Annotated in this window: 16 protein-coding genes; 9 read left to right on the top strand and 7 right to left on the bottom strand. The window is 64.3% G+C overall.

Going from position 1 to position 16,977, the window contains the following annotated elements:
• Position 1 precedes the first annotated feature (1 nt).
• The 3 genes from CAFEA_RS09710 (at position 2) to CAFEA_RS09700 (ending at position 2,874) form a co-directional block, all read left to right on the top strand.
• Entirely contained in the window at positions 2-226 is a 225-nt protein-coding gene (locus CAFEA_RS09710) for a DUF3263 domain-containing protein (protein WP_063938932.1), read from the top strand.
• Between the two features lie 58 nt (positions 227-284).
• Entirely contained in the window at positions 285-1,400 is a 1,116-nt protein-coding gene (locus CAFEA_RS09705) for a LytR C-terminal domain-containing protein (RefSeq protein ID WP_063938931.1), read from the top strand.
• A gap of 343 nt (positions 1,401-1,743) precedes the next feature.
• Positions 1,744-2,874 (top strand): glutamate--cysteine ligase, encoded by a 1,131-nt coding sequence (locus tag CAFEA_RS09700; RefSeq protein ID WP_063938930.1) that lies wholly within the window; start codon positions 1,744-1,746, stop codon positions 2,872-2,874.
• Here the strand turns inward: CAFEA_RS09700 and CAFEA_RS09695 are convergent.
• The 7 genes from CAFEA_RS09695 to CAFEA_RS09665 form a co-directional block, all read right to left on the bottom strand.
• On the bottom strand, positions 2,864-3,244 hold the full coding sequence (locus CAFEA_RS09695) for a monovalent cation/H(+) antiporter subunit G (RefSeq protein WP_035000120.1): 381 nt from the start codon (positions 3,242-3,244) through the stop codon (positions 2,864-2,866). The genes CAFEA_RS09700 and CAFEA_RS09695 overlap by 11 nt on opposite strands.
• Complete coding sequence (locus CAFEA_RS09690) at positions 3,241-3,519, bottom strand: monovalent cation/H+ antiporter complex subunit F (protein ID WP_035000119.1); 279 nt, start codon at positions 3,517-3,519, stop codon at positions 3,241-3,243. Before CAFEA_RS09690 ends, CAFEA_RS09695 begins: the two co-directional genes overlap by 4 nt.
• Position 3,520: 1 nt before the next feature.
• Positions 3,521-4,033: a Na+/H+ antiporter subunit E gene (locus tag CAFEA_RS09685; RefSeq protein ID WP_035000118.1), complete on the bottom strand. Its 513-nt coding sequence runs from the start codon at positions 4,031-4,033 to the stop codon at positions 3,521-3,523.
• Positions 4,033-5,841 carry a Na+/H+ antiporter subunit D gene (locus CAFEA_RS09680; RefSeq protein WP_063938929.1) on the bottom strand — a complete coding sequence of 603 codons (1,809 nt, stop codon included), beginning with the start codon at positions 5,839-5,841 and terminating at the stop codon, positions 4,033-4,035. The genes CAFEA_RS09685 and CAFEA_RS09680 overlap by 1 nt, the downstream gene beginning before the upstream one ends.
• Positions 5,831-6,325 carry a Na(+)/H(+) antiporter subunit C gene (locus CAFEA_RS09675; RefSeq protein WP_063938928.1) on the bottom strand — a complete coding sequence of 165 codons (495 nt, stop codon included), beginning with the start codon at positions 6,323-6,325 and terminating at the stop codon, positions 5,831-5,833. Before CAFEA_RS09675 ends, CAFEA_RS09680 begins: the two co-directional genes overlap by 11 nt.
• Positions 6,326-9,310 carry a Na+/H+ antiporter subunit A gene (locus CAFEA_RS09670; protein ID WP_063938927.1) on the bottom strand — a complete coding sequence of 995 codons (2,985 nt, stop codon included), beginning with the start codon at positions 9,308-9,310 and terminating at the stop codon, positions 6,326-6,328. It abuts the gene before it with no gap.
• A gap of 167 nt (positions 9,311-9,477) precedes the next feature.
• Positions 9,478-10,833 carry a dipeptidase gene (locus CAFEA_RS09665; RefSeq protein ID WP_063938926.1) on the bottom strand — a complete coding sequence of 452 codons (1,356 nt, stop codon included), beginning with the start codon at positions 10,831-10,833 and terminating at the stop codon, positions 9,478-9,480.
• 447 nt (positions 10,834-11,280) lie between these two features.
• Here CAFEA_RS09665 and groL point away from each other — a divergent pair, with 447 nt between their 5' ends.
• The 6 genes from groL (at position 11,281) to CAFEA_RS09635 (ending at position 16,929) form a co-directional block, all read left to right on the top strand.
• The gene (groL, locus tag CAFEA_RS09660; protein WP_063938925.1) at positions 11,281-12,921 is read left to right on the top strand and encodes a chaperonin GroEL; all 1,641 of its coding nucleotides are present in this window, start codon (positions 11,281-11,283) and stop codon (positions 12,919-12,921) included.
• A 408-nt stretch (positions 12,922-13,329) separates the two neighbouring features.
• On the top strand, positions 13,330-13,461 hold the full coding sequence (locus CAFEA_RS09655; protein WP_286131537.1) for a hypothetical protein: 132 nt from the start codon (positions 13,330-13,332) through the stop codon (positions 13,459-13,461).
• Positions 13,462-13,505: 44 nt separating this feature from the next.
• On the top strand, positions 13,506-13,652 hold the full coding sequence (locus CAFEA_RS09650) for a hypothetical protein (RefSeq protein ID WP_156490112.1): 147 nt from the start codon (positions 13,506-13,508) through the stop codon (positions 13,650-13,652).
• A 103-nt stretch (positions 13,653-13,755) separates the two neighbouring features.
• The gene (gene ppk2, locus CAFEA_RS09645; RefSeq protein ID WP_063938924.1) at positions 13,756-14,655 is read left to right on the top strand and encodes a polyphosphate kinase 2; all 900 of its coding nucleotides are present in this window, start codon (positions 13,756-13,758) and stop codon (positions 14,653-14,655) included.
• Between the two features lie 120 nt (positions 14,656-14,775).
• Positions 14,776-16,560: a metallophosphoesterase family protein gene (locus tag CAFEA_RS09640; protein WP_063938923.1), complete on the top strand. Its 1,785-nt coding sequence runs from the start codon at positions 14,776-14,778 to the stop codon at positions 16,558-16,560.
• Positions 16,561-16,644: 84 nt separating this feature from the next.
• Positions 16,645-16,929: a type II toxin-antitoxin system TacA family antitoxin gene (locus tag CAFEA_RS09635; RefSeq protein ID WP_063938922.1), complete on the top strand. Its 285-nt coding sequence runs from the start codon at positions 16,645-16,647 to the stop codon at positions 16,927-16,929.
• The last annotated feature ends 48 nt before the right edge of the window (positions 16,930-16,977 follow it).

Genomic DNA, 16,977 nt, shown 5'->3' with positions numbered 1-16,977 from the left:
CATGCTTTCAGACACCGACCTTTCCGTGCTCCGCTTCGCCGCGCGCGCCCCCAGGTCGATCGGTGCGCGCGAGGACGCTGTGCGCTCTGAGCTGGGCATGCAGCCCATCCGCTACTACCAGCATTTGAATCGGTTGCTGGACTCGCCCGATGCGCTCGCGGCCGAGCCTCAGCTCGTCCGGCGTTTGCAAAGGCTTCGCGACGACCAAAGGTCCCCCAACCTCTAGTTCAACTTTACGGTGTGTTGCCCCTGCTTCCCGCGTTGGTGTGGTTAGAGTTGCCGATGTGACTAACGACAACTTTGGCAACAACCGCCCCGACTCCGGCTCCACGCGCTACACAGGGAACTCCGACTCCTACGACGGCGCGTACGACGCCGAGCCGATCGACGCTGAAATCGTCGACGATTACCCCGCTTCCGGTGCCGACACCGAGTACCGCGGTGCCCACCGCCGCGACGACGATTCCGAGTACATCGAGGACGTCGACTACGCCGCTGGTGCTGGCGCCGCTGGTGCTGGTGCCGCTGGTGCTGGCGCGCGCTCCCGCTCCCGCAGCGCCGACGACGCCATCTACGAGGAGCCCTACGACGGCGCCTACGAGGAGCCGGAGGATCGTCGTAAGGCAGCTGCTGCTGGCGGCGCCGCGGAAGGCGGCCTGCCGAAGCGCGGCCTGGCGATGATCCTGATCGCCGTGGCGGCGCTGCTGGCGCTGTGGGGCATTTGGAAGATGACGCAGGACGGCAACGGCGACGACGGCAAAGGTGAAGGTGCTGGGCCGACCTCGTCGACCGTGGTCGGCACCTCCCAGGCCGCCCCCGCCGGCGACGGTGCTGGTCAGAACGGCCAGGATGGCCAGGGGGTCGAAGGTCAGCCAGGCACCGACCAAAACGCCCAGGACACTGAAGGCCAGCCGGGCCAGGAGGGCGACCGCGCAGGCGACCCGAACGCCCAGGACCCCAACGCGCAGGATCCGAACGCGCAGCGTCCGGAAGGCGCCGAGGGCCAGGGCGAGAACGGCCAGCCCGCACCGGCACCGGCACCCGCTCCGGCGGGCGCCGGCCTCGACAACGCGTCGGCCCAGGTGTACGTCTACAACAACTCCGGCACCCCGGACCTGGCCAGCCGCACCGCCGACCAGCTGAAGGGCCAGTACAACGTGGCCAACAACTCGGCCGACGCCGCAGTGATGAACATGCCGGAGCAGGTCTACGGCATCTTCCCGGAGACCTACGTCTTCTTCGACCCGGCCGTGCCGGGCGCCGAGCAGGTTGCGGCCGACATTGCCCGCCGAGTCGGCGGTGCCGCCCGCGCGAAGGGCGACCTCCCCGAGGGCGCGACGAGCATCCCGGAGCAGGCCGCGAACAACAGCGCCGCCGTGGCGGTGGTCCTGGCGGGCTAGCACCGCGCCGGGCACGCCGGCCCGATTGAGGCCCGCTGCCCACAGATGGTGAAAGGCAGGTGGTGAAAATCCGCAAAATCCGCGCGGATTCACCATCTGCCTTTCACCATCTGCAAAGTCGTCGCCTGCCCCAGAGTGCCCCCTCCCACAAAACCGGCTACCTAGAACCGACTACCAAGCGAAAATCAAGCTGGCAACCGGTTCTAGGTAGCCGGTTTCGGCGCATGGACGGTTTGGGGCGGCCTTAGCGGCGCACAAACGCCCCAACACCCCACGTCACCCGCGCATATAAAACAGCTTCTGGCACCCGCCCAGGGCCCGGCAGGGGATAGGCTCGTCGTCTATGGATCCATTCCGCGATTTTTCCAGGTCTGACGGCCCCACCCTTGGAGTCGAGTGGGAGATCTGCCTCGTCGACCCGGTCACACGCGACTTGGTGCCCCGCGCCGCCGAGGTGATAGAGGAGGTGCAGGCCCGCTACCCGGACATCCGCCTCGAGCCGGAGTTTTTGCAGAACACCATCGAGCTGGTCACCCCGATCTGCGCCAACACCAAAGAGGCGGTGCGCGCGCTGCAAAGAGACCTCAGCGCGGTCAAGGAGGTCGCGGATGAGAAGGGCCTGAAGCTCTGGGCAAGTGGCGGCCACCCGTTTTCGGATTTCCGCACGAACCCGCTGAGCCCGAAGCACACGTACGAGGAAATCGTCAACCGCACGCAGTACTGGGGCCAGCACATGCTGTTGTGGGGCATCCACTGCCACGTGGGCATCAGTCACGAGGACAAGGTGTGGCCGATCATCAACGCGGTGATGACTAAGTACCCGCACTTGCTCGCCATTTCCGCCTCGAGCCCGGGCTGGGACGGCATTGACACTTCTTACGCGTCGAACCGCACGATGCTCTACCAGCAGTTGCCCACCGCGGGCATGCCGTATCAGTTCGAAAGCTGGGACGAGTGGGTCGATTTCATGCGTGACCAGCAGACGTCGGGCGTGATCAACCACACCGGCTCCATGCATTTCGACGTGCGTCCGGCCGCGAAGTGGGGCACCGTCGAGGTTCGCATCTCGGACGCCACGAGCAACTTGCGCGAGCTCGCGGCCGTCGTGGCGCTGACGCACTGCCTGGTTGTCCATTACGACCGCATGCTCGAGCGCGGCGAAAAGCTGCCCACTTTGCAGCAGTGGCATGTCGCGGAGAACAAGTGGCGCGGTGCCCGCTATGGCATGGACGCCCTGGTCATCACTAGTCGTGGCACCGACGAGGACTGGGTGAAACACGAGTTGCAGTTGCTTATCGACGAGCTCACGCCCGTCGCCGCCGACCTCGATTGTGTCGACGAGCTGAACTTGGTCCGTGAGATCATCGAGCGCGGCGCGGGCTACGAGCGCCAGCGCGCGATCTACCAGCGCACCGGGGATTGGAAGGACGTCGTGGACGCGACCTGCGCGGAGATGTGGGAGCTTAGCCTTTAGGGTTGATGCGCCGCGGGTGGTAGCTGGCGGGGCGGTCGTTGCGGGTGAGCTGCTCGTCGTCGCCGTAGAGGCCTTCGCGTCGCGCGATGCGGCCGAGGCGCTGCGCGGTGACGGGGCTGGTCATCAGGGCGAATATCACGAGCAGCACCATCATGCCGATGTCGCCGCGTTCGTGGACGCTGAAGTCCTCGGCGGTGACGACGCGGATGATGGTGCCGGTGATCATGAGCACCAGGCCGGTGGTCTGGGGTTTGGTGATGGCATGCACGCGCGCCAGGGTGGAGTTGAACCGGGCGGTGCCCACGGCGGCGGAGAAGACCATGAACGCGCCGGGGAGAATAAACAGCAGAGAAATGGCGTCGGCGATCATAGGGAACCGTCCCTCTTGCGGAAGCGGGCGACGGACAGGGTGGCAACGAAGCCGAGCAGGGCGATGACGATCATGACGTTGACCACCGTGGTGTCCAGCGTCCAGCAGATGTAGAGGGCGAGGGCGCATTGGAGGGAGGCGGTGATGCCGTCGTTGGCCAGCATGCGGTCCATGGAGTCGGGGCCGACGATGGCGCGCCAGGCGAAGATGAAAAATCCGGCGACGAGGAACACGGCGGCCACGGTGAGGCAGACGGTGTAGGCGGTGCTGTGCATGTCAGCGGCCTCCTTCGAAGATGGCGATCATTTGGCGCTCCAATTTCTGCACGTTTTCAATTTCGCGGGTGATGGCGGCGTCGCTGTCGGCGTCGAGGATGTGCACGGTCCATTCGCGGTTGGCCAGGTCGATGTCGGTGACAGTGCCGCCGGGCTGCAGGTTGTAGGCGCAGGTGGCTAGGTACAGCACCAGCTCGTTGCTCAGGCGCATTGGCACGCGCAGCACGGCGTTTCGGGGTTGCGGCGCGCGGCGCAGCGACAGCCACGCCACTTTCGCCGAGGCCACCAGCAGGTCGAAGAACCACTCGGCCACAAACGCGGCCAGCTTGAGCCAGTTCACCCGGTTGCCGCTGCGCGGCACGGGCGGCAGGGGCAGTGCCAGCACGATGAGCAGGCCCAAGCCCAACCCGGCGACGAGGTTGCCCCAGCTGAGTTGGCCCATGAGCAGGATCCACATGAACGTCAGCCACGCCACGGTCAGCGGGCGGAACCGGTGGGCGATACCGGAAAACATCAGCGGCTCACCTCGTTCGGCTCTGTGTTGGACTCTGTGTTGGACTCAGCGTCCGCGGGCTCCGGCACCCTCTCGGTGGTCACGCCGGTGCTGGTGGGACCCGCGGGGCGGGAGGAGTCCCGTTGTTCGAGGGAGTCCCGGCCGCCGCCGGCGCCGGTCTGTTCGCGGAAGGCGTCGAGGTTGCGGGTGGGGGCCGAAGGGTCGTCGAGAAGCACGGCGCTTCGGTAGATGGACAGGTCCTGGGCGGATTGGGCGGCGCGGTCCGTGATGTTGGAGATCGGGCCAGCCAAAAACGTGATGCTGGTGGACGCAAGCACCAAAAACGCGGTGGACAAAAACATGCCGGCGGGCACACGGCCGACGTCGTCGCGGTCGCCCGAGGCGACGGTTTCCAAGCGCGCGGCCAGGTTCGCGGGGCGCGCCAACACAACGTCGCCTTCGGGGGCGTCGGCGCGGTCGCGGAGAAAGCCCTTGGACCACACGTTCATCATGGCGTACAGGGTCAACAGTGAAGTGATCACCGCGCCGCCGATGAGCACCCATGCCAGCCAGGAGCCGTCCTCTGCGCCAGCCTGGATGAGCATGATTTTGCCCAGGAAGCCGGAAAACGGCGGGATGCCGCCCAGGTTCAGCGCGGGGATGAGGTACAGCAGCGCAATCACGGGAGCGGTGTAGAGCAACGAGCCCAAACGGCGCAGCTGCGCGGAGCCTGCCTGGCGCTCCACCAGGCCGACCACCAGGAACAGGGAGGTCTGCACCAGAATGTGGTGCACCGCGTAGAAGATGGCGCCGGACAGGCCCGCAACCGAGCCGAGCGCGATGCCGAAGATCATGTAGCCGATGTGACTGACCAGGGTGAACGACATCAAGCGTTTGATGTCGTTCTGGGCGATCGCGCCCATCACGCCCACGATCATGGTCAGAAGCGCGATCACCATCAGCGTGGAATCTAAGGCGCCGCCGGTGAACACGGTGGAGCGCACGCGGATGAAGGCGTACACGCCCACCTTGGTCAAAAGTCCTGCGAAGACGGCGGTGACGATGGATGCGGCGGTGGGGTAGGAGTCCGGCAGCCACGCGTCGAGCGGGAAGATCGCCGCCTTGATGCCGAAGGCCACGATGAAGGTGGCGAAGATGGCCGCGCGGGTGCCGGTGGGCAGCTCCTCCATGCGGATGCCGGCCTGCGCCATGTTCACGGTGCCCACTGACGCGTAGACCAGCGCGAGCGCGAACAGGAAGACCATGGAGGACGCCATGGAGACCATGACGTAGCCGATGCCTGCGCGCACACGCTGCGGGGACGCACCAAGAGTCAACAGCACGTAGGAGGCCACCAGGAAGACTTCGAAGCCGACGTAGAGATTGAATAGATCGCCGGCGAGGAACGACAGGTTCACACCCATGCTCAGCAGCATGTAGGTGGGCAGGAAGACGGCGACGGGGTCGTCCTCGTCGCCGTCGCGAAGCCCCTGCGAGATGCCGTACCACATCACTGCAAACAGCACGATGGATGAGACGAACAGCATGATGGAGCTCAACCGGTCCGCCACCATGGTGATGCCCACCGGCGCATCCCAACCGCCCATCTGCACCGTCTGGATGCCGTGGGTGTCGGCCACGATGATCAGCACCGCCGCGATCACGGTCAGCGCGGCCAAAGTGCCCAAGGCGATGAAGCGCTGCAGGTTCACGCCGCGGAACAGCATGATTAGCCCGGCGGCAAACGCGGGCAGGATGATCGGCATGACCGTCAGGTACGGCATGGCAGGCAGCACCCAGTCGGCGAAGGCCATGAAGCTATTTCGCATCGTGGCCTCCCTTGACTTCCTTCACCGGGTCCTCGAACGGCTTGGGGCCGAACGCGTGGCCGGACGGGCTGGCTTTACCGGTTTGCGCATCGTCGGATTTGTCGCGGTCCGGGGAGGCTGATTTGGGGCGCGCGGCGATTGCGCGATCCTCCTCGTCGCGCTCGACGATGTCGTCTGTGCGGTAGCGGTATTGGCGGTAGGCCAGGGCGAGCATGAAACCGACCATGGCCATGGATATCACGATGGCGGTCAAGATCATCGCCTGCGCCAGCGGGTCCGCGCTGTCGGCGGCCGCCTCGGAGTCGCGTCCGATGATCGGCGGGGAGCCTGCAGGCCCGCCGGACTGCAGCAGCAGGAGGTTGGCGCCGTTGCCGATCAGGGTCACGCCCATGATCATGCGGGTCATGGACTTGTCCAGCATCAGGTACACGCCGCACGCGATCAGCACACCGGAGCCGATAAGCAAAAACAGGTTCGCTTCCATCTACTCGCCTCTCCTTTCGCGTTTGCTTATGGACGACCCGCTGGCCGCCACCGCCCTGCGCTCGTCGTAACGCGCCTTGCGGTTTCTGGACATGAGCTTGCGGCGCTGCTCGTTTTTCGCCTGCAACTCGCGCGCGCGGTCGCGGGCGCGCTGCTTTCGGGTGTCCTCCTCGCGGTCCAGGTAGGCGCCCATGGAGGCCAGCACGTGCATGATCAGCCCGACGACGATGATGTAGACGCCCGCGTCGAAGATCAGGGCGGACGGCACCGTCACGTCGCCGACGAGCGGCACGCTGAACTCCGCGTACGAGGAGGTCAGCGGAGGCATCCCGAAGAACATCGGGGCGACCGCAGACGCGGTTGTGAACATGATGCCGATGCCTAGCACCTTGCCCGGGTGCACCGGCAGCGTTTCCTCTGCCTCGCTGCGTCCTCCAGCCAAGTACCGCAACGTCAGCGCAAGCGCTGCGACGAGCCCGCCTGCGAAACCGCCGCCCGGGGCGTTGTGGCCGGAGAAGAAAAAGTAGGCGGACAGCAGCATCATCGACGGGAAGAGCAGGCGCGTGACCACATCCACCAGGATGGAGCGGTTCTGCGCAGTCTCCGTCTCCACGCCGGAGGCGAGCCAGCGCGCCTTGGTGGTGGACAGAGTGGGGCGGCGCGATTCCGGGTCGAAACGGAAGGTGCCGAAGATCAGGCTGGCGATGCCGGTGGCGGCGACCACCAGCACCAGCGTCTCGCCGTAGGTGTCCGCCGCACGCAGGTCCACCAGCAACACGTTGACTGTGTTGCGGCCGTGGCCGATCTCGTACGCCAGTTCCGGCATGTACTTGGAAATCGGCTCGGCCACGCGTGCGGACATGGCCGTCATGGCCACGGTGACCACGGAGACGCCGGTGCCGATGGACAACCAGGCGCGCAAACGGTTGTCCTCGATGCGCTGCTCTGTTTCCGTGGGCATCTTGCGCAGCACCAGCATGAACACCACCATCACGATGGTCTCGACCAGTGCCTGCGTCAATGCCAGGTCAGGTGCACCGTGCAGCACGAAGATCAGCGCCATGAAGTAGCCGGTCAGGCCCACCATGATCACACCGGAAAGGCGGTTGCGCTGCACGGCGGCGAAAAACGCGAGCCCGGCCATGACAGTGACCGCCAAGCCTTGCCAAACGTTGTCCCACACCTGCATGCGGATGTTGTTGGAATCACCCAGGATCAGCGCGGCCAGCGGCACCACGGCCAGGAAGGTGAAGATGACGGCCAGGTTGATGGTCAGCGAGCCGCGCTGCGTGGATGCCGTCAACTTCAGCGACCAGCGGCGCAGCGTGTCCATGAGGGTGTCCCACACCGCGTTGGCATCGCCGAGTGCGGGGCGCTCGAACTGCGCCTTGGCCACCACGTTGCTCTGCCAGAACATAATGGCGCCCACGAAGATGATTACGCCGGACAGTGCCAGCGGCACCGTGAACCCGTGCCACAGTGCAAGCTCCGCACCCTCGACGTCCGGGAAGCGCACGTTGAGGTACTCGTTGATCGGTGCCGACAGCCCCGCCGGCAACAGGCCGAAGCCCACCGTGCAGGCGGTGAGGACGGCCGGGGAAAGCCACAGCTTCGGGCCCGGGGAGTGCATGTCGCGCACCGCCGGGGACTGCCCCTCCGCCCACGGCTGGCCCTTCGTGGCAAACGCGCCGTAGACAAAGTACAGCGAGTACGCCATAGTGAGGATCGAGCCGGCCACCAGCACCACCAGGGTGATCTTGCCCGGCATACCGACGAGCAGTTCCTCGTGGAGGATGGCATCCAGCGCGGTCTCCTTGGCCACAAACCCAAACAGTGGCGGGATGCCCGCCATCGACGCTGCGGAGATGACGGCCAGCGTGGCCAGAAGCGGCTGCTTTCTGCCCAGCCCGGACAGTTCGTGGATGTCGCGGGTCCCGGTGGCGTGGTCGATCGCGCCGACGATCATGAACAGCGCGGCCTTGAACAGCGAGTGCGCGAACGTGATGGCTAACCCGGCCATGGTGGCCTCGCGCGAGCCCACGCCGATGACGGTGGTGATAAAACCAAGCTGGCTGACGGTGCCGTAGGCCAAAATCAGCTTCAGGTCCCGCTGCTTCAGCGCCATCCAGCCGCCCAGCAGCATGGTGAAACCGCCGGTGGACAACACCACCAGGTGCCAGGTGTTCACCGCGGACAAGTCCGGCGCCAAGCGGGCCACCAGGTAGATGCCGGCCTTCACCATCGCCGCGGAGTGCAGGTAAGCCGACACCGGGGTGGGTGCGGCCATCGCGCCGGGCAGCCAGAAATGCCAGGGGGACTGGGCGGATTTTGTCAGCGCGCCCAGCATGATCAGCACGATGGCGGCGGAGATCGCCGGGGTGTTTTCAATGTCGGTGATCTGGGGGATCTCGGACAGCTTCCAAATCTGCGCCTTGAAGCCCAGCAGGTTGATGCCCACGAGCATGGCAAGCCCGCCCATGGTGGTCACCATCAGCGCTTGCATGGCGGCACGCCTCGAGGATGCTCGCTCGCCGTAGTAGGACACGAGCATGTACGACAGAATGGATGTCAACTCCCAGAACACGTACATGAGCAGGAAGTTGTCGGCGATGACCAGGCCGTACATGACCGTGGCGAAGAACGTCAGCTCGAAGCCGAACTTGGCCAGGCGCCGCGGATTGGAGTTGAAGTAGCCCCAACAATAAAACAGCACCAGCGCGCCGATACCCAGGATGATGAGGCTGAACAGACCCGCGAGGGCATCCAGGCGGAACTCCAAGTTGAGGTTCGTCGACGGCATCCATGTAAACACCGCCTTGACCTCGCCGCCGTCGCGGAACATCCCGGCGGCGAACAGGCGCGCCACCCAGATGAACCCGCTCAGCGGCACGAGCGCGAGGAGGCCAAACGCGGCGCGTCCCACCGTGCGAATGAGCACAGGGGCGGCCAGCGTGGCGGCGGTAAGCGCGATGAGCAGTATCAGCACGAGGTGCGCGGCCCTCCTCTGGTTGCGTGCATGCAGGGCACGCCGCGCCTCAAGCGGGGGAGCTCATTGAGTTCACACAGAAAATACTCACTCCAGCGGTAACTGGGTATCTACGCGTCAACACCGGTGGCGCGGCCGTTGGGAATTAACTGTAGCGATTTTTGGTGCTACTTGCCGAAACGCTGCAGGAAAGCAGCCTCCGCTGCCGCGATGCGTTCGATCTCCGTCGGATCCACGGACTCGTCCACGCCGTGGATGCCGCACATCGGCTCCTCCACGCCGTAGAGCGCGATCTCCGCGTCCGGGAAGGTGTTCTGCAGAGTGATGGTCAGCGGGATGGAGCCGCCGGAGCCGACCACGGACAGCTTGTCGGCACCGTAGGCATCCTTGAGGCACTCGCCCAGCGCGGCCACGGCGCCCGCCGAAGGATCCGTCGCAAAGGGCTCGTTGACGCCGCTGACCTCAACCTCGACCTTGGCGCCCCACGGGGTGTGGGATTTGATGTGCTGCTCCATCTTCTGCGCGATCTCGGCGGCGCTCTGGCCGGCCGGCACGCGCAGGTTGAACTGGGCCTCCGCGCGGGCGTTCACCGCGTTCATGGCCTCGGCCACCGGGGTGGAGGTAAAGCCGATCATGGTCACCGCCGGGCGTGCCCACACCAGGTCGGCCGGCTCGTCGTCCGCGGTGCCGAGCAGCTGCACGCCCTCGAGCACAGTCGCATCCTGGCGGAAGGACTCGCGGTCGTAAGCGTCGCCGTCCCACTTCGCGGTGGTGTCCACGCCGTCGATGGTGGTGCGGCCGTGCTCGTCGAAAAGCGAGTTCGCGATAACCATCAGGGCGTGCGCGGCGTCCGGGGCCCCGCCGCCGTAGCTGCCGGAGTGGACCTGGTTATCCAGCGTCTCCACCGTCACCTTCACCTGCGCGCCGCCGCGCAGCGAGGTGGTCAGCGTAGGTACACCGACGGCCACGTTACCGGAGTCCGCGATGAGGATCGCGTCCGACTCGAACACCTCGGGCTTTTCCACGATGAGTTTGCCCAGACCGTCCTTGCCGCCGAGCTCCTCGGAGCCCTCGACCACAACCTTCAGGCCCAGGTCAGTGCCGCCGTTTTCCTCCAGCAGCCGCAGCGCCTCCAGGTGCATGGCCAAGTTGCCCTTGCAGTCCGCGGCGCCGCGACCGTACCAGCGGCCGTTTCGCTCAGTCAGCTCGAACGGGCTGTTCGTCCAGGCGTCCGGGTTGTTCGCGGGGACAACGTCGTAATGGGAGTACAGCAGGACTGTCGGTGCGCCGTTTTTGGGCTCCCGCTTGGCGACGATCGTGTCCGCGTCATCCACCGTGGGGTAGCGCGTCACGTCCAGACCAAGATCCTTCAGGGCGTTCACCGTCCAGGCGCAGGCGTCCTCGTGCTGATCCGCCAGCTCAGGGGTGGAGTGCACCGAATTGAAGGAGACTAGTTTGGACAGGTCGTTGAAGATGCGGTCGCGTTGCGGGGTGTAGTTCTGTGATCCGTTTTGTGCAGTCATGGCACCACGCTAGCAGCGTTGGCGGGGCCGGCTCGGTGGCTGTGTTCGGCGGTGTTTCTGGGCGGTGTTGTTCGGCTAGATGCTTACCCCAGGATGCTTACCCGGCTAAATGCTTACCCCAGGATGCCTACTGTTCGAGTAACCCCCGGCGTTGTCTCCCGTGCTACTCGAGAAGTAAGCATCCTGCAGTAAGCATCCTCGGGCCGGTAAGCATCTAGCAGTTAGCATCCTCGCCCCGGCATCCTCCACACCCCTTGCGTTCCTTGCACTCAACCCCGTCGAGTGCTAAAAATGTGGCTGGCACTCACGCAAACCGAGTGCCAAATAAACGAATAGAGCGGGTGAGGCTGAGACCACTCGTCAGCCGTGCCGTCGCGGGCGCCTGCTTGCACCGACGACCTGAGTGATCGTCCATGAACGCCTATATACAAGGAGTGACACACTCACATGGCAAAGATGATTGCATTCGACGAGGAAGCACGTCGTGGCCTCGAAACCGGCCTGAACACCCTGGCTGACGCTGTGAAGGTCACGCTCGGCCCGAAGGGCCGCAACGTGGTGCTGGAGAAGTCCTGGGGCGCCCCGACCATCACCAACGACGGCGTGAGCATCGCCAAGGAGATCGATCTCGAGGACCCGTACGAGAAGATCGGCGCCGAGCTGGTCAAGGAAGTTGCTAAGAAGACCGACGACGTCGCCGGCGACGGCACCACCACCGCCACCGTGCTCGCTCAGGCCCTGGTGCGCGAGGGCCTGCGCAACGTCGCGGCTGGCTCCAACCCGATGGGCATCAAGCGCGGCATCCAGGCCGCCACCGACAAGGTGACCAAGTACCTGCTGGATCAGGCCAAGGAAGTTGAGACCCAGGAGGAGATCGCCTCCACCGCTGGTATTTCCGCGTCCGACCCGGAGATTGGCAAGAAGATCGCCGAGGCGATGTACGCCGTGGGCAACGGTGCCGTGAACAAGGAATCCGTGATCACGGTTGAGGAGTCCAACACCTTTGGCGTGGACCTCGAAGTCACCGAGGGCATGCGCTTTGACAAGGGCTTCATCTCCGCATACTTCGCCACCGACATGGAGCGCGGCGAGGCAGTGCTCGAGGACCCGTACATCCTGCTGGTTTCCGGCAAGATCTCCAACGTTAAGGAGCTCGTGCCGGTGCTGGAGCAGGTCATGCAGTCCGGCAAGCCGCTGCTGATCATCGCCGAGGACGTCGAGGGCGAGGCTCTGTCCACCCTCGTGGTGAACAAGATCCGCGGCACCTTCAAGTCCGTGGCTGTGAAGGCTCCGGGCTTTGGTGATCGCCGCAAGGCCATGCTGCAGGATCTGGCTATCCTCACCGGCGGCCAGGTCATCTCCGAGGAGGTCGGCCTGTCGCTGGAGACCGCCGGCATCGAGCTGCTCGGCCAGGCCCGTAAGGTTGTGGTGACCAAGGACGAGACCACCATCGTCCAGGGCGCTGGCGACCAGGCACAGATTGACGGCCGTGTGAAGCAGATCCGCGCCGAGATCGACAACTCCGACTCCGACTACGACCGCGAGAAGCTGCAGGAGCGCCTGGCCAAGCTGGCTGGCGGCGTTGCGGTGATCAAGGTCGGCGCCGCCACCGAGGTGGAGCTGAAGGAGCAGAAGCTGCGCATCGAGGACGCTGTGCGCAACGCGAAGGCTGCTGTCGAGGAGGGTATCGTCGCCGGCGGCGGCGTGGCCCTGCTGCAGGCCGCCAACGAGCTCGTCGACGACCTCGGCCTGGAGGGCGACGAGGCAACCGGCGTGAAGATTGTCCGCGAGGCTCTGTCCGCTCCGCTGAAGCAGATCGCGCTGAACGCTGGCCTGGAGCCGGGCGTGGTGGCCGACAAGGTTGCCAACCTCCCGGACGGCGAGGGCCTCAACGCCGCAACCGGCGAGTACGTGGACATGCTGTCCAGCGGCATCGCCGACCCGGCCAAGGTGACCCGTTCTGCACTCCAGAACGCGGCGTCCATCGCCGCGCTGTTCCTCACCACCGAGGCTGTCGTGGCCGACAAGCCGGAGCCGGCTGGTGCTGCCAACCCGGGCATGGACCCGGAAGCTATGGGCATGATGTAAATCAGCCTTGAGGCTTGAAAGCGCGTCCTTCGGGGCGCGCTTTTTCTTGCCTATCGACGTCCCTTCGGCGCACCCCCGGAATGGTGTAAAAAGTCACCGCGGGGGAGGAATTTTTGGTGTGTATAGATCGCCCGTGCAGGCGGTTGAGTTACGCATTCTGGCGGATATTCAATCGGTGTTAACTTTCGGAAACTGGTCGGAGCAGGTTATCGGCCCGGTCGCGAAAAGGTTACGTTTCGGTGAACGCATGTCAGCTTGAAGCTTCCTGTGTGGCGCAAATCTAATTTTCAGAAATCGCTTGACGTAGCTGGTTGATGTGGCAAAATTTCTCCTGTGACGCCCGCTGGGTGTCAGTACCTGTCAAGTTTTGCCAGACACACACTGGCACCTATCGAAAAGGGGAAATCAATGCCTTTCGATCTCAAGTCCATCCAGAAGGCTCTCAAGACCTTCAAGACCTTCGCCACCAGCATCCAGAAGCTGTTCACGAAGACCCCGAAGGCCCTCCGCGACTTCGGTGACAAGGTCACCGACAAGTAAGCCTTCACCTCACTCGACACAAACTTTCCTAAAGGAGAATCATCATGGACGCATTGACTAACTGGGTTGCACTTTCCTCCGGTAACGGCGACAACGGCATCACCCGCGTTCCGGGCGCTCTCATTGAGCTGCTGGGCAACCTCGGCGAACTGGCCGGCGCTGTCGCTGACCTGATGGGCCTGGTCATCTAAGACCCGCCCTTGAGCCGAAGGTCCCGTCGCTAAGCGGCGGGGCTTTTTGCATATCTGGATACTTCCCCGGCAGACCTCGCCCGCGCCGAATACACTGAGAGTCATGGCTGACAATAAAGACGACGAACTGCCGATGATCGACCTCGCCGAGACCGAGGGTTGGGTCGTCGACGACACCGACGAGGACGATCCCGTCCTGCTCATGCCGGACGGCACCGCCATTCAGACGTGGCGCGAGAACTACCCGTACGACGAGCGACTTTCCCGCGACGACTACGAGAAGGAAAAGCGCGCCCTGCAGATCGAGCTGCTGAAGTGGCAGAACTGGACCAAGGACACCGGGCAGCGCCACATCATCCTCTTCGAGGGCCGCGACGCAGCCGGTAAGGGCGGCACCATCAAGCGCTTTAACGAGCACCTCAACCCGCGCGGCGCGCGCACCGTGGCGCTGGAGAAGCCGTCCCCGCGCGAGTCCACGTCCTGGTACTTCCAGCGCTACATCCAGCATTTCCCGTCTGCCGGCGAGATCGTCTTCTTCGACCGCTCCTGGTACAACCGCTCCGGTGTCGAGCGCGTCATGGGCTTCTGCACCGAATCCCAGCACGCTGAGTTCCTTCGTGAGGTGCCGATGCTGGAGAACATGATCCTTGGCTCGGGCATCTCCCTGACCAAGTTCTGGTTCTCCGTGACCCAGAAGGAGCAGCGCACCCGCTTCGCCATCCGCCAGGTGGACCCGGTGCGCCAGTGGAAGCTCTCCCCGATGGACCTGGCCTCCCTGGACAAGTGGGAGGACTACACCCGCGCCAAGGAGGAGCAGTTCCGCTACACGGACACCGACGAGTCGCCGTGGATCACCATCAAGTCCAACGACAAGAAGCGCGCCCGCCTCAACGCGATGCGCTACATCTTGTCCAAGTTCGAGTACACGAACAAGGACCACGATGTTGTCGGTGAGCCGGACCCGCTGATTGTGAAGCGCGGCCGCGACCAGATCGGCGACTAGGAGCTCTTGCTCCGTCTGAGGGGCTAGCCGCAGACAGTGCCTGGCTGAAACCGTCAGCCGGGCACTTTGCTGTCTGAACTTGCGCTGCGGAATCTCTAAGCTGGCGCTAATTTTTGATGCATGATAACACGCCACACCGCCGCCACGTTTACTGTCGCCGCCTTCACGATCGCTGCCGCCACCCCGCACGCGTTGGCTGCACAGCCGGACGCGTTCCCCGAATCCACCCGCCCGTACCTGTACTTCGAAAGCTTCGACGGGGTGGCTAACCCCGCACATTTCACCCACGACCTGCCGGGGGGCTGGTCGCAGAAGGTCTCCGGCGTGACCTCCGGGGAGGCGCGCTGGAACGGTTGGACGGTCTCGGACGTGCGTCACTGGACGTGGGCCGCCGGCACGGATGAGCGCCACTTCTTCACGCAAGGCCACGACCAGTTCGCCATCATCGACTCGAAGCAGCAGCGCCTGGCCGAACGGGACTCCATGGATGCGCGCATGAACACCGCGCCGATCGACGTTGCCGGCCAGGACACCGTCGCCCTCGAGTTTGACCAGCACTACCGCCAGGGCAAGGACGGCCAGGTAGCGCAGGTTGCGGTGAGTTTCGATGGTGGGGAACCGGAGGTCGTCGATAAGCTGACGCACGACCGCTACTCCTCACACGAGTATTTTGAGCTCGACGTGCCGGAAGGCGCCAAGACCATGCAGGTGACCTTCGGCTACCTCGGCGGCAACGACGACTACTGGTGGGCAGTGGACAACGTCACGGTGCGTGCGCCGTTTACCAAGATCGCGGACAAGCCCAACACCATCATCGACGTCATCTCCGACCCGCAGGACGACCCGGAGGATTACAAGCTGGCCATTAGCCGCCTCAATGCCATGCCGGAGAAAGCGGGCGCGCTGGTGATCAACGGCGACCTGGTGGACAACGGCAGCCAGGAGCAGTGGGACAGATTCCTCGCCGCGCGCGAGGAGGCGCCGCACGATTCGGGTGTGGAGCTGTGGACCATTGGCAACCACGAGATGTACGGCAAGGAAATTTCGGAGGTGCACATGCAGCGCTTCCTCAAATACTCCGGACAAGACAAACCGTGGAACGAGGTGGTGGTCAACGGCACGCCGCTGATTTCCATCAACACGGAGTACTACTCCGACATCGACCGCGGAGGCAAGGAGCCGTTCCAGCGCATCTCCGCTGAACAGCTCAAGTGGCTGGATGAGCGCCTCGCGCACTGGGACGCACAGGGCGTGACCGCGCTGGTGTTCACGCACCCGCTGCTGCCGGGGACGGTGTCCATGAGCCATTCCGCCTGGTACCAGAACGATTTTGAGGACGAGCAGGCCATCTCTGACGTGCTGTCCAAGTACAACGACGTGGTGGCGTTTACCAGCCACTCGCACTCCTCGCTGAAGCAGAACAACTGGTGGGGCACTAGGCGTTACGACGGCACCATGCAGGGCGCCATCGGCTTTCCCGTGGTCAACACCGGCGCGATCTTGAACGAGTACCTGCCGGACGGCGACCACGACGAGGAGATCGTGGACGACAAGGCCGCGACCGGTCTGCGTGTGAAGGTCTACGACGACCGCATCCGCGTCGAGGCATGGGACTTCAAGGACGGCCGCGGCCTGGCCAACCCCGACGGCGAGGCGAAGATGACCAAGTACCAGGACTTTTCCAAACAGAAGCGCGTGGTGGCGCCCGCGGCCAACGCCCCGGCCAAGCCCAACCCGGATACGCCCGCGGATACCGCTGGCGGTTCCTCCACCGGCGAGAAAATCGCGGTAGCTATTGGCATTCTCGCCGCGATTGGCGGGGCGTTTGCGGTGCTTGCGCCGCGTGTGCAGGAAGTTTTGGGTGGCCTCGGCCTGCCGGCAGTGCCCCCGGAGCTGATCCACTGATCCACTGGCTGCCGTTTCAGATCCGTTGACGTACGCCACCGCACCGTATGTACAATGTGCGTACATCATCGAGGGGAGAGGCAAATGACAGTGAAGGACCGCCGGTTAAATATTCGGACCACTGCGGTGCAAGATGACCGGCTCAGGCAGGCTGCGGAGGCGACTAATAAGTCAGTCTCGGAGTTTGTGCTGGAGAGCGCTGTTGAGCGAGCTGAAATGGTGCTCGCTGATCAGCGCTGGTTCGTTCTGAGTGAAGAGAACTTCTCGCACGTGGAGAAACTTCTAGAGCATCCCGCAGACTTTAGGAAGTTGGCTGAGCTGTTTGCGGCAGACAGTCCATTCGGGAAGGAATTCAGCTTTGGCGGCTGAAGGCGTCCTTCAGCCGCCACGGCAGTTGGTGAAAAGCGATGACCGAGC

The sequence above is a fragment of the Corynebacterium afermentans subsp. afermentans genome, assembly GCF_030408355.1.
In the GTDB taxonomy this organism is placed as follows: domain Bacteria; phylum Actinomycetota; class Actinomycetes; order Mycobacteriales; family Mycobacteriaceae; genus Corynebacterium; species Corynebacterium afermentans.
This window is presented reverse-complemented; position numbering and strand designations above follow the sequence as displayed.

Coding starts and splice junctions, on each gene's coding strand:
- CAFEA_RS09710 (WP_063938932.1), top strand. CDS start 2: ATGCTTTCAGACACCGACCTTTCCGTGCTCCGCTTCGCCGCGCGCGCC.
- CAFEA_RS09680 (WP_063938929.1), bottom strand. CDS start 5,841: ATGCGAAATAGCTTCATGGCCTTCGCCGACTGGGTGCTGCCTGCCATG.
- CAFEA_RS09695 (WP_035000120.1), bottom strand. CDS start 3,244: ATGATCGCCGACGCCATTTCTCTGCTGTTTATTCTCCCCGGCGCGTTC.
- CAFEA_RS09655 (WP_286131537.1), top strand. CDS start 13,330: ATGCCTTTCGATCTCAAGTCCATCCAGAAGGCTCTCAAGACCTTCAAG.
- CAFEA_RS09635 (WP_063938922.1), top strand. CDS start 16,645: ATGACAGTGAAGGACCGCCGGTTAAATATTCGGACCACTGCGGTGCAA.
- CAFEA_RS09665 (WP_063938926.1), bottom strand. CDS start 10,833: ATGACTGCACAAAACGGATCACAGAACTACACCCCGCAACGCGACCGC.
- ppk2 (WP_063938924.1), top strand. CDS start 13,756: ATGGCTGACAATAAAGACGACGAACTGCCGATGATCGACCTCGCCGAG.
- groL (WP_063938925.1), top strand. CDS start 11,281: ATGGCAAAGATGATTGCATTCGACGAGGAAGCACGTCGTGGCCTCGAA.
- CAFEA_RS09675 (WP_063938928.1), bottom strand. CDS start 6,325: ATGGAAGCGAACCTGTTTTTGCTTATCGGCTCCGGTGTGCTGATCGCG.
- CAFEA_RS09700 (WP_063938930.1), top strand. CDS start 1,744: ATGGATCCATTCCGCGATTTTTCCAGGTCTGACGGCCCCACCCTTGGA.
- CAFEA_RS09650 (WP_156490112.1), top strand. CDS start 13,506: ATGGACGCATTGACTAACTGGGTTGCACTTTCCTCCGGTAACGGCGAC.
- CAFEA_RS09690 (WP_035000119.1), bottom strand. CDS start 3,519: ATGCACAGCACCGCCTACACCGTCTGCCTCACCGTGGCCGCCGTGTTC.
- CAFEA_RS09685 (WP_035000118.1), bottom strand. CDS start 4,033: ATGTTTTCCGGTATCGCCCACCGGTTCCGCCCGCTGACCGTGGCGTGG.
- CAFEA_RS09640 (WP_063938923.1), top strand. CDS start 14,776: ATGATAACACGCCACACCGCCGCCACGTTTACTGTCGCCGCCTTCACG.